Raw genomic sequence first — 14,604 nt, 5'->3', positions numbered from 1 at the left:
CGCAATGCCTTCATGAGGCCCTCCATCATGGAGCGTTGGCTTTTGCAGATGCGGGCATATGTTCCTGGTTTGTTCGATATGTCAAGAGCCCAGACCGGTATTCTGATACCGGTTGCCGCACCGGGTAACCCGGGATACCGTCTGATTCTACATTAGGCGAAGCAACACCGGGCATGCGATGAGCGACAAGGGCTACGAGATAGATGGACTACCAGTCTGGTACCATCCGTTCCGGCTCGACAAGTGGTTTGCCCTCGGGGATATCCAGCGGGCGAACTTGAGAGAGCGCATACGGCAGGAGCAGGCAGCGGCTGGCGCCGATATATCCGACGAGGCTATAGAGAAGCTCTACAAGGTCGCGGAATATGCTGACAGACGAAAGCGCGGCAGCGAGTATCCACGGTCGTTTCTGCGAAGGATCAGGAGCCACCACGTCCAAAATGATGGCATCGTCTTCGATATGGCGCGTATCGGACCGCATTTGGAAGCAACGTGGTCCGATGACATTACTCTGAAGAATGTGATGCCGTGGAGAACGAGCATATACGTCCATATCGGCGCGACGCTGGAATACGACCATGACAATCCGGCCAGCTTGATCGAAGGCTTTTACGTGACGCATACCGATAGTCCGGTGCGAGGCTGGATACTGACATTCGTCACAAACTATCAGAACTGGGATCGTCGGGAGCACGATATGCCCGGCACTACGAAGGCAAACTTCGATCGTTTCTTCTCTTTCACCGTCCCCGAAGACGCTGATGTGGCCAAGCTCGACTACAAGCAGCTGAAGATCATTGGAGACAAGGCACTCGCAAGGAAGGCGAACCGCTGGCACCTCGCGCGGCTCGCGACGAACGCCATGCTGTATCTGTCCCGCGGCCGCCCCGACGTTCAGGGCACAATGTCGACGTTCAACGAGGAAACGAAGGACACCAAAAAAACCCGGATCTACGAATGCGGCGCCGACGAGCTGGACTGGAACATCGACTGGTCGGACGTGACGCTGGTTCCTGGCCGTTGGATCGTCGATGATCCCGGTGCCGAGGGGAGGCCAATGGTGACCAGATGGGTGCCGCCCAAGGGGCTGCTGCCGCCGGATCGGGAAAAGTACTTGAAGGATGGGGGCAAGGTGTTGGAGTTTAGGACCGGGCCCCTACGCTCTGAACGATAGAAATCGCGACTAGACCCTTGGCGGCATGGCCGCGCTGTCGATCCGGCGGTGAATGAGGGACACTAGCGAGAACAGGTCTTCCGCGTCCTCCTTCGACATGGTCCAGTTCACTTTGGCGGCGTGTGCGGTCGTGTTGCGGAACATACCGAACGTGCCCTTCAGCAAATTGGCAAAGCCCTTCTGTTCGCTCTTCTCGCTTTCAGTCATAAGCGCATTGATGGCAAGCATCGGTGGATTGCCTGCAAAAGCGTGATCGACCAGGCCACCACCGTCATCCGTCAGTCCCGTCCTTTGCCGGATTTTTTCGGCAACGCTCTTCACGGCTTCCAAGACAGCATGAAAATAATTGTCTGCCAACAGCTCCTCGCGGCAGAACTTGAGCACGTCGGGGTGCACGCCGCGTGAAACGAGGTCGTTACGGAGTTCCTGTGCCCGGCGTGAAGCTTCGCTCAACGTCTTGGCCTGCGACGTCGGCACCAATGTACCAGAGTCATCGACCGCAAGGCCGCTGAAGGCAAGTGCCCTGTTCAGGTGCGCCCTCATAGGTTCGAAGCGGTGGGGCTCGCGGGAGAAGCGAGCGGGCTTCATCGACTTCCGAATGAAGCCAATAATCCTGGAACGATCCTTACGATTGTTCTGGTCATGGGCGAACGCGTTGAAAAGTCGCTTCCGTTTCGTCAGCGTGGGATCAGTGTCTCGGATCTGTGTTACAGACAGGAGATGTCCGATTTCGGTACCTGTTAGTCCATCTTGAGTGTCGCCGAGAGCATCGGCGATCGCTTCAAGCTGAGACTGTTCGAATGTCGCCAAGCAAACCTCCTGCATCGATGCACGGCATGATATGGGCGCCACGTGCCGATGCAACTGCATGCGCTGGATCCGCCGGCGCTACCCACAACGAAAAAGCCCCCGGATTGCTCCGAGGGCTTCGTGGCGATGTTCTCAGAAGAACCTGCCGAACGTAGAGAGCGTCTCAAGCAGTCTGGGAACGATACCGTATCCGATCGACAACTTGATCTGCTCACCACGTGCATTCACGTATTCCAGAGATACCAGGCAATACATCCTGATACATCCTTTTCGGCTGAGTGGCTGCAAAGTCCCTTACGGAAGCCGCTATGCAGGCACTACAAGAGGCCGACGTCTTGGCACGGGTTTCCTCTAATGGCCGTTGATGAAACCCCTGCCGGGAAACGTCGCGGCTCTTTTCCGGAGATGCGAAAGCATCAGTGTGAAGGAGGTGGGAAGCGCCGAGTGCGCTTTCAAGGATGTAGCCAATAATTTGGCGCTGCTTTATCGGCTGCGCGTGATGAACCTTGCGCGTTCGAGAAGCTCATCGAAGGTGACGATATCTATGCTTCGCGTCTCGCGTCGGAACAGTTCAAACGTATCCCGCATGATCTGGGCATCTCTCGCGTTTCCTGACCTTGTGAATTCGTCTCTGGAACCGATCACGAGGATCGTGCGGGCGTTGCGGGTTCGAGCCTCCAGCAGTGAGGTGCCGCCCTTGTCGAAATGCTCGCCGCTCTGTGCAAACGCAAGCCATTCCGCCTTCTGCTCGACCGCCTGCGAGATCGCGCTCATGAACTCGGGGCTGAATTCCCACGTGCCAGCCCGTCCGCCGCGCGCCGCCCGGAATATCGGAGTGTCCGGCCGCTTGATCTCTACAAGCACAGTATAGTCGGTGAACGTCATGAGGAAGTCGACGACGGGCTTGTTGCGGTTGTCTGTTCCGCCGCCGCCTACCGTCATCTCGCGGCCGAACTGCCGCATAACGCGATAATCGAGGCCGTACCCGAACACCCAGGACTCGCGCTCGAAGTAATCCTGCCAATCGGTCTCTCCCCACGAGACTGAGCCGATCTGCACTTCGAACTCTTCCAGTCCTTGTTTACGGCCGAGAAGGATGTTTACGTCCTCGGCTGTCAGGGAGGACGCGAGGTTGGACATCAGTCCTGAACGCTCCGCATCGGTCATCTTTCGGATGCGTTCCACCAATGCGCGGTCGGAAGCATCGATTATGGTTTTGGGGCCGACGCCAGTCGAGATGTCCTCGATTTGGAAGTTGTCCTGATTGGAGAGATCGATGAACTTCATATGTTCGAGAAAGCCGAGAAGCCGCTGGAACTCGTCTCCGCGGAACGTGAACTCGTCTTTCTCCAGACTTTCGCCCCACTCGCCCTTGCGGGTCTTGAACGTCTGCAACGAAAGGCGCCGGACGCTCTTCTCGTCCTGAGTGACGAGTGCGGTCACTTGGGTCTTGCGGGTGTTGCCGGACACTCGGAGCGTTATTGCCCCCTCAATCTCGCCCAGAAGAACCTGATCGTTGCCTTCCATGACGATGCGGACGTACCGCTGCGGTTCGGGGCTGTTCCCGCCGAACGAGAAGACCTTCGAGATGAATGTCTTTGTGCCCTTCCGGAGGCGGAAGAACTCGTAGTCACTTTCATCGCTCATCGGCAGCTGTCTCCGCTCGGGCCATGATGAATGGTAGAAGGATTATGTCAGATTCGGTTGGGAACCCGTGAGGCTCTATTGACGATCACGAGCCAACATCACGGTCTCGTACGGCACGCCCCAGTTTTCGGTCGATCTCCCGAGCAGAGCCATCACATCCACGCCTTCCTCCGAAAGTTCGCCGTTCACGAGGATCTTCATTGTCTCACGGTGGTTGCCCCGTAATTCTTCCGGAAAGAGATAGAACCCAACACGCGCCTTTCTCGCCAAGGGCGGTGCTATAGACAGCGTATTAATGTGCTTGGGATCTTTATAGTTGCGGCGGACCGATTTCCTTAACTTGTGGAGTTGCCGCTCTACTGCACGCTGCTCCGAAGGACTGGCCGCGCTTAGCAGATATAGCCCCGTTGTTGTCCAACCCGGGGGGCTACGTTCGCAGAGGCGAGAGACGATTTGCCGGAAATACGGTGACATCGCCATTGTTGGCTTCGGGATATTCACGCCAGCATCACGGCTGTTGTAGTACTTGTCGATCGGCGCGGACATGCCCGATGGCGAGAAGATATGCTCTTTGTCGGGTTTCCCCGTATTGAAGCCCGTAACGAGGTACAGTCCCAAGAAATCGAGTTCATCGCCCATCAGCTGGTACGAATCCTGAAAGTGGATCCTTTCGCTCAGGTAGTGAAGCACTAGCAAAGGATTATCGAGAATGTCCATCACACAGAGGAGATCAGCCAATGAGATGGTCGGCGCGAGATGATGGTCTGCCGGTACCCATCCAACCTTTTTTAATTCGCCAACCGACGAACTTAAGATAGAAAAGTCGTCGAGGGTTACCGAGATCCTGATTATCTGATCGACATCGCCAGGAATGATCCCAAGCTTTTGAACGGTTGCAAGCGCATCACCATCGCCATTCTTTGCTTGCTCAATAAGACCCGCCAACCTTTCCGATTGGACAGAGGGATCCAAGATCATATCCCGGACATGCCGCTTGACTCGATCCGGCGCGCCGCGCAGCCCCTCTGGCGTCAGTCGATTTGCCTTAGCTTCTGCGATTAGAACGGTGCGATCCAAAACCATCAAAGCGTCGGTTTCGAACTGCTCCGACCCGATTTTCCATTTGGCTTCAGGCGTGATGACTGCGGTGGGGAAGGCAGTCCTTAGGGAGGATTCGAGCTTATTCTCGAGGTAGATGTTCCGTGCCTTTTCCAGCTTCTCTTTCAAACCCGCTTCAGTAGCCAATTTTTCCATGATGCGATGGACGTGGCTGAAAAACGCCTGGGGCATCGGAATCAAATACGAATCCTTCAGCTTGATTGCGGGCGCATGCCATATCGGGTTTCCAAGAAATAAATGCTCTTCCTTAGTGCCCGCTAGGCTGCCGGGATCAAGGGAGATCGACTTCAACATCGCCTCGCAAGCCGATGCGTCCTTGCCCGAGACGTCGGCTGCTTCTTGTGCTGTGAACGTCGAATTATCCTGATGACGCAGGTCCATGTGGCTCATCACGAGGGCCATTGCGCCTTCTCGATTGATGTTTGGAAAGCGAGACGCCAGGCTTTTGGGAGATCCCACAAGATCGGGAACATGTTCAAAGTAGAGGTCAAAGATCTGTTGAGGCTTTTTGCCTCTCATCACCTTCCCGAGGATATCAATGTGCTGACTGTGCCGTCGCTCAAGCTCTCCAAGAACTGATGCCATCACGTTGATCAGGTCGCTACATTTGAAGCCATGGTGAGCCGCAAACTCGATATCGAGGGGCGAGTACAGATCAAGGATTATTCCCATGACATCGCCCATGTAGCCCCAGTTTCGGATACCCAGCGTGTGCATTCTTATCCGCTCTTGAAGTGAGAGAACGGCCAATTGCTGCTCGTCCGTAACTTTCTGCCCCTCAAGCACTCGTTGAAAGAAGAACGTGTGCGCCAGTTTGGGCATGGTCTCGAAGACCGTTTCCATAATCTGTGGCGTCAGAGTTTTCTTTCCCCATTCCTCCAATGGAATCGTAAGCAGCAATGCCTGCAGAAGCTCCGCGTGATGAGGAAGGATGCCTTCGAGTGGTTTGCGATCAGACACGCCCTTTTTTCCCACGAAGACAGTAAGGCCGTAGGCGGTGAAGGCGGAAAGTATCGCAAGTGGATTATGCGTGCGAAGCGCATCCTTCAGGAGCTTGATAGTGTCGGGAAGCTCGGCGACGGCCGCCTCGGCCGCCTTCGTCATCGCAGCCTTGAATTCAGGATGGTCTTCCTCGCTCACGCCAACACTTGACACCTGAAAATCGGGCGCGACATTAAGCTTCTTCCTTACCGTCTTATTTGCGTGCCGCCTGCTCATGAAAACCTCCGATCCGGCTATTTCGGGCTATAGTCCCATAAAACTCCGAAGGTAGCGCGCTCGATTTCATCTCTGGCGTGCAATATTCTTGTTGACGCCATCCTTGCCGTTCTGTATTCGTTCCCGCCCATGAACACCCTCGCGCGCACCTCGCTCCGAATACGCTGACGACGTCCGGCTCTGTCCGGTGTCGCCTATTTTTGCGTTTCGATTTCGAGGGATGCCATGAAGAGTATCCATGATGGTCGCCGGAGCGATGCTGCTCCACGTCCGACCACGCTACCTGCAATTTCGCATACCGAAGCCAATATCAAGTGTGTCGGCCCGGCGGCTTTCCGCTCCGAGCAGGCGCGCGATTTCGCATGCCTGCTGGATCTCGATCCGGAAGTGGTTCAGTGGAGCCCGGCGCCGCCAATTCTCAGGGAAGGCGACGACCAATACCAGCTCGACTTCGTCGTCATCACTGAAAACGGATCCTTCCTGATCGATGTCGGTCGCGAAGAGCCGCAGCCGCCGCCGTGGGTGACAACGCTTGCCGAATCCATGGGGCACCAATATCGCCCCGTCGCGATGGCTGAGCTGGAAGGCAGCTTCCGCCTGCGGAACGCCAAGGATCTCCTTCGGTACGGATTCTATCGGCCGCCGTTGGGCGACAGGATTCGGCTTCTGGCAGCATTGGACGAAATGGGGTCGCTGACTGTCGCCGAATGCATGTCGGCAGTGAGGGAAGGGCGGCCGATGCCAACCGTGGCTGCGCTGATCCTCCAAGGATTCCTGGAGATCGATCTGGACGACGCCCTGATCGGTCCAGATACGCAGGTGCGCCGGATACGGAGCTGACGTGAAGCGCTGAGGCGCAGGATTCAACGTCATCATCCAGTTATTTCCAGGAACACGAAAAATGAAGATTTCTCGCACTCGGCAGGGATTCAGCCTGCCGGAATACATCGCCTATGCAGGCCTCAGCCGAGCCGTCCGCGCCTTCAAGAGGGCCGACCGTTTCGCCGTCGCTATCATCATCTCCAAATGGGAGGAGAAGGGCGCATACCTCAGAGCCGCAGCTGCCCATTTGAATCCTCGAGGAGACTTCCGGGTCAAGGATCGCGTCTACGTCGGCGACCTCAAGGAGGAGACCTACGACACGATCCTTGACGACCTCGCGAACAAGAAGACGATCATCATCTACAAGGACGAGGATGACATCCCCGAGGAGATCAGCATTGCCTTCGATGCCATCGTTCGTGTGGACGCCCCAACGACGCGACAGGTGATCGGCGCTGTCAAATGGGTCCATGGCGTCGACATCACGCCGGACGAGGCCGGAGTCCTCGCTCGTAGCAACTGGCGTCGCCTGAAGCTTGCAGTAGTGCGTGGCCGACCGATGTCGCGTGTGCTGACGATGCTCCAGAAGATTGAGGCACTCCGAGCGGCGGAAGAGACCTCGCAGGGCACCTTCGCGAGAGCGCCCGTCGCCAACGTGCATGAAGCCACGTTGCAGGATATGGCGGGCTACGGGGAGGCGAAGGACTGGGGTCTGGATCTTGCCCGCGACGTCGCCGACTGGCTCTCGGGCACGATCACCTGGAATGAGGTCGACAAGGGCATTTTACTCTCCGGGCCACCGGGCGTGGGGAAGACGATCTTCTCGCGCGCGCTCGCGGCGACATGCAACATGGAGCTCGTTCCGGCTTCGTACGCCAAGTGGCAGGCCAAGGGCCATCTCGGAGATTTTTTGAAGGCGATGCAGGCGAGCTTTGCGGAGGCGAAGAAGAAATCGCCGTCGATCCTGTTCATCGACGAACTCGATGCCTTTGGGGATCGAGCTTCCACGGGAACCAGCGACAACGCGAGCTACGACATCAAGGCCATCAACGGCCTGTTGGAACAGCTCGACGGACTCGACGGTCGCGAAGGTGTCGTGGTCGTCGGCGCCTGCAATCATCCCGACTGGATCGATGCCGCGATTACCAGGCCGGGACGCCTTGACCGTCACGTGCGCATCCCGCTGCCCGATCTTGAGGCGCGCGCCGGGATTTTCCGGATGCACCTGCGCGGCGCACTCTCCGATGAAGAGCACCAAGCCTTCGCCGAGGCGACGGCAGGCATGACTGGCGCCGGAATCGAGCAGATCGTCAGGGAGGCGCGCCGAACCGCTAGAAGGCGTCGGGAGAAGCTCTCAGGAGACGATGTCCTACGTCACGTCCCGCCGCTGGTGACCATCCCGCCGCAGGTCATTCGCGTGAATGCCATCCACGAGATCGGACACTCTGTGGTCGGCGCCGTGCTTGGAATGAACCTCGAAAGCGTCTCCATTTCCAAGAGCGTCCGGTTGGCTCCGCAGCATCAGTCAGTAGGGAAGGCTGTCTTCAAGCGCGATCCGTGGGCGCGGCGCACGAAGGAACACTATCTCGACATCATCGCGATGACCGTTTCGGGAATGGCCGCGGAGCAGCTTTTCCTCGGATCGTGGGACGATGGCGCTGCGGGTGGCGCTGGCTCCGATCTGCACGAAGCAACGAAAACCGCCATCGCGCTGGAGCGCTCCTTCGGGATGGGGCAGAAGCTGGCGTCGTACGGTCCAATCGACGGAAACATCGCCAGCGAGATCAAATCGCTAGACGCAGCTCTGATGGCGCAGGTCGACTCAATCTTGAGGCTGCAGCTCGAGCGTGCAACGACCATCCTCGGACGGCATCGCCACGCATGCCTTGGCCTGGCCGCCGAGCTTGCCGAAAGAGGGGAGCTGGCGGGCAGAGAGGTCTTGGACGCGCTTGATGAAGGTGAGGACGGCGATATCGTGAAGTTCGTTTGCGGTGCTTGATTTCGGAAAGCGGGCTCGATATGCAGTTCAACATGAAATCACGACCACCGGGTCGATAGGGAAACTTGTCGGACGGCCGTGAGAGCGACCCAAGGACTCCGGGACAGCGGTGCAATACCCGTCCTCCCGGAGTTTCGCATTCTAGGGACCAGGGGGCGGCGGTCGGGAGCGCCAGGCATATGGATGACACGCTTCCCGACGACGAGAGCTTCCTGAAGGTCGAGACCATTTTCAGTAAGCACCCTGATTTCCCGAGCGTTCTCGACTTTTCCGTTGTCCTGCGAAGATATCCCGCCGACGAAGACATTCCAGGGCCATCCCTGGCTCATCTCAGGGGCTTCCTCTTCCAACCGGGATACCTGCCCGAAGACGATGAAGACGAGGGTTATTTCGATGTGTTCGACGAGCGCAGCGGGCATGCGGCACTCGCCTACCAGACGCTGATCGATGACCGGAACTTGGTCGCCAAGGCGCTCAAGAAAGATGCCGATCTCGAAGATCTGAATGCGGTCGCATACCTTGAACGACTATGGGTAAACCCCTCTCTTCGTGGCCATGGTATCGCACTTCGGCTGTTCCGAGAGGCCCAGCAGATCCTTAGTCGACCGGGACTTCTGGTGATGGTCAAGGCGCATCCAGACGATCTCGGCGAAGGCGGGAATCGAAAGCTTGCGGCGTACTATCAGTCTGAAAAGCAGCTTCGTTTTCGGTCCATTTCCGAGAGGCACGAAGGATGGCTGGTTGCTGCTTGGCAGGATGTCGTCATCAACAAAGATGACAAGAGCTTCGTGATGCTGGACGTCACGGAGACGCCCGCGGTCGACAAACACGACTAGGAACACCGTTGCGATCAACCATCCCGCTCTGCGCAATAGGGCGGCGCATGGCCAAGCATGCATAGTCAGCGTCCCCGTTTGTCCGCCCTGATCTCTTGCCGTGTTGTCGATTGCTTCAAGACAACGGATCCTGAAATCGGCGAAGGCGTGCGGGAGAGCACCAATGCATTGGACTACGCGACTGCAGGAAATCAGAGATGGATTGGGAAAGATCACAGCTGAACTTGGCTTGTCCCACAGTCTAGGTCGGACGGACAACGGCCGACCATGCCTGTATTTCGACCGGAGGGACGAAAATGACGTCCTCTGGAGGTCGCCGTTGATGTTTATCTTTCCGGGAGTTGACGGAGCAATACCGACAGAGTTCGATTGGGATCTTGTCAAGGTGGGGTTCGCTGAGACCATTGCGCTTCCGATCGGAAATAGCGGGTGGACTATCTATAACGGCTTTCGAAATGTTGCTGGCGACCCCATCCAGGAAGGCAGCAGCATCCCCACGATCGAGGCTGCGTTCGAACTCGCTGGCGACGTTTTGCGAAACTATCCAATCATACCTCTGAATCTCAACGTCCCATACGAGCTGAACGACGGCGAAACATTCGAATTCTGGACGTGTTTTCTCGAGCCACTGCTGGCTTCCAGGGAGATCGAGGACATCGCCGTTTCGCGGGACGCAAAGGGTGTGGTTTCGTTCGCCTTTTCTCATCGCGACGCAGCGGTAACGTTGAGAACGGGCCGCGTTGCGGAGATAGCCGTCGACGGAGTTGTGGTCGACTCAGTCCGATACATCGATCAGGAGCGTCTCATCGACAGCTTGGAGCAGAGACTGTCGGAACTCGACGCTCCCGTTGCTACACCAAGGTAGTCCGGTCGCCTGGCCGAGGTAGGATTTGGCGCACAGGTGGCGATACTGCGATTTTGCCGAGAGGCCAACTGACTTTTTCATGCCGCCATAGTTTCGTGATTGTCCTTGGCAAATCGAAACAGGTTTGTATCGCCCCATTGCTTCAATGCGGCAAGGATAGGGGTCATGCTCTCGCCAAGCTCGGACAGGCGATATTCGACCTTCGGTGGCACCTGCGCGTAGACGGTGCGGACGATCAATCCATCCATCTCTAGTTCGCGCAGCTGGTTGGTCAGCGTCCGTTGGGTTGCGCCTGGTACACGGCGCCGGATCTCGTTGAAGCGCGCCGTCCCCTCGAGCAGATGGAAAAGTATGACGCATTTCCACTTGCCATCGATCAGGGAGATTGCGGCTTCAACGGAGCACCCGGGCGCGCAGTCAAGGCGAGAATGGCGGGGCTTGGACATGACGGTATCCTTTTCGACACTATAGGCAAACTTTGTGCGTATCGCAGTTTGGTAACATACGATCTATCTGTGGGTGGTGCAACACAGGAGAGCATCAATGAAAGCCGTTGGATACAAGACGCCCCAAGCCATTTCCGCTCCAGATTCGCTGGTCGACATCGAGCTGCCGACGCCCGTGGCGACGGGGCGGGATATTCTGGTCGAGGTGAAAGGCATCTCGGTCAATCCGGTTGACTACAAGATCCGGCAAAGCACGCCGCCTGCCGGGGCGGAATGGAAGGTTGTCGGATGGGACGCGTCTGGCATCGTTGCGGCGGTCGGAGAAGATGTCACGGGTTTCAAGGTCGGTGACGAAGTCTGGTACGCTGGTTCCATCACCCGATCCGGAAGCAATGCCGAGTTCCATCTCGTCGACGAGCGGATCGTAGGAAGGAAGCCGTCCACCCTTGACTGGGCTGACGCGGCCGCCTTGCCGCTCACGTCGCTCACCGCGTGGGAAGCGTTTTTCGATCGCCTAGACGTGAACAAGTCCGTACCCGGCGCGGCACGGGCGATCCTCATCGTCGGCGGAGCCGGAGGCGTCGGTTCGATTGCTGTCCAGATCGCCCGCCAGTTCACCGACTTGACGGTGATCGCGACCGCCTCCCGTCCGGAAACACGGGAGTTCGTCCGCTCGCTAGGTGCCCACCACGTAATCGACCACTCCAAGCCGTTGGCCGGCGAGGTCGAGGCGCTTGGGATTGGCGCGCCTGGATTCGTGTTCTCGACCACGCAGACAGACAAGCACGTCTCCGACATCGCGGATCTCATCGCGCCGCAAGGACGCTTCGGACTAATCGACGATCCGAAAGGATTCGATGTTATGCAGTTCAAGCGCAAGGCGGTCTCGATCCATCACGAGCTCATGTTCACTCGCTCGATCTTCCAGACTCCGGACATGGTCGAGCAAGGTCGAATCCTCGACATCATCTCCAAGGCCGTGGACGACGGCAGGATCAAGTCGACGGCAACGACGCGGCTTGGAGCGATCAATGCCGAGAACCTGAAGAAGGCCCACGCCCAGCTCGAAAGCAGCTCCACGATCGGGAAGGTCGTTCTCGAAGGCTTCAAATGAATGAAGCCATCTGCCATCGCCGGACACACCGCGGCGATGGCAAAAGCCTCGCAAGACAAAGGAGAATCGATATGCCTGCATTCGTCGTCTTCACCAGGGAAGAAACCCTCGATCAGTCCGAACTCGACACCTATTCGGCACGCGCCGGATCCAGCTTCGAGGGTCGGGATGTGAAGTTCCTCGCTGCCTATGGAACACTCGAGACCCTGGAAGGCCCTCCCGTGGAAGGTGCAGTGGTCCTTCAATTCGATACGATGGACGCTGCGCGGGACTGGTATGGAAGCCCTGCTTACCAGAGCGCTGCGCGGCACCGCTTCAAGGGTGCGTCGTACCGGGCGTTCATCGTAGATGGAATGGCGTGAAACAATAGGGTCCTGACTCGGAAGAGGCCCTACCGAGAGATGACCGCAAGACGTGCGATCAGATTGGTCAGGAACGGCATCTCCCTGCCTTCGGCCGCACCCTTTGCCAGGCAGTCCTGAAGAATGAGGCGGTCTTGCACGTTGACCTTCCCACCGTGGTGATAGCGGCCGAACTCCTGTAGATCGAGCGGCAGCATATCCTGCTCCCACGTCCTCCAGATCTCGACCAAACCTTGGGCCGTGGTCGCCTGTCGGGCCTTTTGTCCGACAGCGCCATGGATCCCCAGTCCCTGTATTTCGCGAGTTGCCTCGACACCAAGCTCCCACTCCGGGGAAGCTGGATTGATCCTCGTGGTGGGACTCCAATCCAGCAGCTCACAAGCGGCGAGCATCGCAAATAGCGGGGTTATCCCGACCGCAAATTCCAGAGGGGTCTGAATGACGCACGAGGATTCGCCGCTGCGGGCATACAGTTCCGCGAAGCCCCGCGCCACTGTTTCCGACGATTGATCCACGATGAAGCCGAACGGCCAGCAATGGCGATAGGCAAGATCTGCCTGGTGAAGAAGCTTGGGATCGGTCGGGCTGTGGAGCGGAAGATTGGCAGCGGCTACCGGATAGCATTGGATACCGAGTGCACCGTTCGTCACCTGATCGCCGGGCAATCCGGATTGCTCCAGAAACCAGTCGCGCAAGCTCGTGCCGATTGTTCCCAGCACAATCCCCGAATGCTGATCCTTTGCCGCCAATCCGATTTGACGTACGACTTCCACGCCCGCAGAGGCGCGGAGCGCGGCACCGTCGAGTGTGATCACGATGTAGTCATATCTTTCGCTGGCGATCCGTGTCGGCGTATCAATGATCGAGTAGTCGGAGAACGTCCGCAGCGTGTTGTCGTCATAGCTGTAGAGAATTTGCGGCCGCGACAGTTCAGGCAGTCGATGCGGCCGTACCAGAAACGTCACCTCCGCTCCCGCCAGTGATAGATGATAGCCGGTGGCCAGTCCCATCGACCCGGCGCCGACAACAAGTACCTTCGCGTTTTCCATCATTTCCTTCGAGCCCTTTCATGTCCGAGGTTTTTCACAACTCGGACTGAACGTAAGGGCCTGAAGGCGCTGCGATTACCATATCGAAATCGCAAGAGGTTATGAGTGGGACTCAGCAATGGCGTCAGTGGAGGGCTGCTCATTTGCTGCGGCACGGCCGATGCCGCCCTTCAGGACTTCGACGACGGCACGCATGGCGGGACGCATCTGTCGTCTGCTGGGGTAGTAGAGGTAGCAGGGTTCGTGCGGAACGGAAAATCCCGGCAGCACTTCCACCAGTTGCCCGCTGGCGAGATGCGTAGCGACCTGCTCCTTCAGAAGATAAGCTAGCCCGGCACCCGTTGTCGTCGCTTCGATCAGCACTTCCATGTCGTCGGTCGTGAAAACAGGCTCGACATCGACGCTCACCTTGCGATGGTCCTGCATGAACTCCCATTTCAGCAGTGCGCCCGAAGTTCGGTACCGCCATGCGAGACAGTCATGCTGGAGAAGATCGGCGGGCGAACGGACTTCCGGCCTCCCGGTCAGGTAGTCCGGTGCGGCAACGACCGCGGTGTGATATTCGGGACTGATGCGGACGGCAACCATGTCTCGGGCAAGCTGCTCGCCGTGCCGGATGCCCGCATCGAAACCATCGGCGACGATATCGACCATGGCGTCATCCACCCCGAGTTCGAGGTGGACGTCCGGATAGATCTTTCGCAGGATGGGGAGTTTGGGAAGCACATGCAGGAGTGCGGCGCTCCGGTGCGTGTTGATGCGGACAACGCCCGACGGCCTGTCTCGCTCCTCAGCAAGAGCCTCGACGCCCTCGGCAATCTCGCCGAGGGCTGGGGACAACCGATCCAGAAGGCGCTGGCCTGCAGCGGTGGGGGCTACACTGCGCGTCGTCCGGTTCAGGAGCTTTGTTTCGAGTCTCTGCTCAAGCAACCGGATAGCGTGGCTCAGTGCCGAACTCGATAGTCCCAGGCGAACTGCGGCTCGGCTGAAGCTTCGCTCCTCCGCGATGATGGCGAACGCCATAAGATCCGCAATGTCTTCCCGTTTCATTAATGAGTCTCACTCACAAGCTTATCCTGTTTATATCATCTAATCGGACAAAGCCTTGCTGTCTACCTTTGAAGCGTCGTAACCAAGCAAGGA

13 protein-coding genes are annotated in these 14,604 nt (G+C 57.8%); 7 read left to right on the top strand and 6 right to left on the bottom strand.

What is annotated here, in order from left to right:
- Nucleotides 1-178 precede the first annotated feature (178 nt).
- Nucleotides 179-1,174, top strand: coding sequence for a hypothetical protein (locus tag ACCD05_RS25285; RefSeq protein WP_413396151.1), 996 nt, complete (start codon nucleotides 179-181; stop codon nucleotides 1,172-1,174).
- Between the two features lie 9 nt (nucleotides 1,175-1,183).
- Here ACCD05_RS25285 and ACCD05_RS25280 read toward each other — a convergent pair whose 3' ends face one another.
- The 3 genes from ACCD05_RS25280 to ACCD05_RS25270 all read right to left on the bottom strand — a co-directional run bounded on the left by ACCD05_RS25280 (nucleotide 1,184) and on the right by ACCD05_RS25270 (nucleotide 5,968).
- The gene (locus ACCD05_RS25280; RefSeq protein ID WP_413396149.1) at nucleotides 1,184-1,984 is read right to left on the bottom strand and encodes a TIGR02391 family protein; all 801 of its coding nucleotides are present in this window, start codon (nucleotides 1,982-1,984) and stop codon (nucleotides 1,184-1,186) included.
- Between the two features lie 483 nt (nucleotides 1,985-2,467).
- Nucleotides 2,468-3,631 (bottom strand): Shedu immune nuclease family protein, encoded by a 1,164-nt coding sequence (locus tag ACCD05_RS25275; protein ID WP_413396147.1) that lies wholly within the window; start codon nucleotides 3,629-3,631, stop codon nucleotides 2,468-2,470.
- A gap of 75 nt (nucleotides 3,632-3,706) precedes the next feature.
- Complete coding sequence (locus ACCD05_RS25270) at nucleotides 3,707-5,968, bottom strand: hypothetical protein (protein WP_413396145.1); 2,262 nt, start codon at nucleotides 5,966-5,968, stop codon at nucleotides 3,707-3,709.
- A gap of 225 nt (nucleotides 5,969-6,193) precedes the next feature.
- Between ACCD05_RS25270 and ACCD05_RS25265 the strand changes: the two genes are divergently transcribed.
- The 4 genes from ACCD05_RS25265 (at nucleotide 6,194) to ACCD05_RS25250 (ending at nucleotide 10,490) form a co-directional block, all read left to right on the top strand.
- Complete coding sequence (locus ACCD05_RS25265) at nucleotides 6,194-6,808, top strand: hypothetical protein (RefSeq protein ID WP_413396143.1); 615 nt, start codon at nucleotides 6,194-6,196, stop codon at nucleotides 6,806-6,808.
- 61 nt (nucleotides 6,809-6,869) lie between these two features.
- Nucleotides 6,870-8,789, top strand: a complete 1,920-nt coding sequence (locus ACCD05_RS25260; protein WP_413396141.1) for an AAA family ATPase — start codon at nucleotides 6,870-6,872, stop codon at nucleotides 8,787-8,789.
- Nucleotides 8,790-8,968: 179 nt separating this feature from the next.
- Nucleotides 8,969-9,625, top strand: coding sequence for a GNAT family N-acetyltransferase (locus ACCD05_RS25255; protein WP_413396139.1), 657 nt, complete (start codon nucleotides 8,969-8,971; stop codon nucleotides 9,623-9,625).
- A gap of 322 nt (nucleotides 9,626-9,947) precedes the next feature.
- Nucleotides 9,948-10,490, top strand: a complete 543-nt coding sequence (locus ACCD05_RS25250; RefSeq protein ID WP_413396137.1) for a hypothetical protein — start codon at nucleotides 9,948-9,950, stop codon at nucleotides 10,488-10,490.
- Between the two features lie 77 nt (nucleotides 10,491-10,567).
- Here the strand turns inward: ACCD05_RS25250 and ACCD05_RS25245 are convergent, their stop codons facing one another.
- Complete coding sequence (locus ACCD05_RS25245) at nucleotides 10,568-10,936, bottom strand: winged helix-turn-helix transcriptional regulator (RefSeq protein ID WP_413396135.1); 369 nt, start codon at nucleotides 10,934-10,936, stop codon at nucleotides 10,568-10,570.
- Between the two features lie 97 nt (nucleotides 10,937-11,033).
- Here ACCD05_RS25245 and ACCD05_RS25240 point away from each other — a divergent pair, with 97 nt between their 5' ends.
- Both ACCD05_RS25240 and ACCD05_RS25235 read left to right on the top strand, forming a co-directional pair.
- Complete coding sequence (locus ACCD05_RS25240; RefSeq protein WP_413396133.1) at nucleotides 11,034-12,050, top strand: zinc-binding alcohol dehydrogenase family protein; 1,017 nt, start codon at nucleotides 11,034-11,036, stop codon at nucleotides 12,048-12,050.
- A 71-nt stretch (nucleotides 12,051-12,121) separates the two neighbouring features.
- Nucleotides 12,122-12,412 (top strand): DUF1330 domain-containing protein, encoded by a 291-nt coding sequence (locus tag ACCD05_RS25235; protein WP_413396131.1) that lies wholly within the window; start codon nucleotides 12,122-12,124, stop codon nucleotides 12,410-12,412.
- 29 nt (nucleotides 12,413-12,441) lie between these two features.
- Here the strand turns inward: ACCD05_RS25235 and ACCD05_RS25230 are convergent, their stop codons facing one another.
- Both ACCD05_RS25230 and ACCD05_RS25225 read right to left on the bottom strand, forming a co-directional pair.
- Nucleotides 12,442-13,461: a ketopantoate reductase family protein gene (locus ACCD05_RS25230; RefSeq protein ID WP_413396129.1), complete on the bottom strand. Its 1,020-nt coding sequence runs from the start codon at nucleotides 13,459-13,461 to the stop codon at nucleotides 12,442-12,444.
- Between the two features lie 99 nt (nucleotides 13,462-13,560).
- Nucleotides 13,561-14,511: a LysR family transcriptional regulator gene (locus tag ACCD05_RS25225; protein WP_413396127.1), complete on the bottom strand. Its 951-nt coding sequence runs from the start codon at nucleotides 14,509-14,511 to the stop codon at nucleotides 13,561-13,563.
- Nucleotides 14,512-14,604 lie beyond the last annotated feature (93 nt).

The organism is Rhizobium sp. Rhizsp42 (assembly GCF_047304155.1).
GTDB lineage: Bacteria > Pseudomonadota > Alphaproteobacteria > Rhizobiales > Rhizobiaceae > Rhizobium.
Note: the sequence above shows the minus strand (reverse complement) of the source record. Positions and strands in the feature narration are given on the sequence as shown.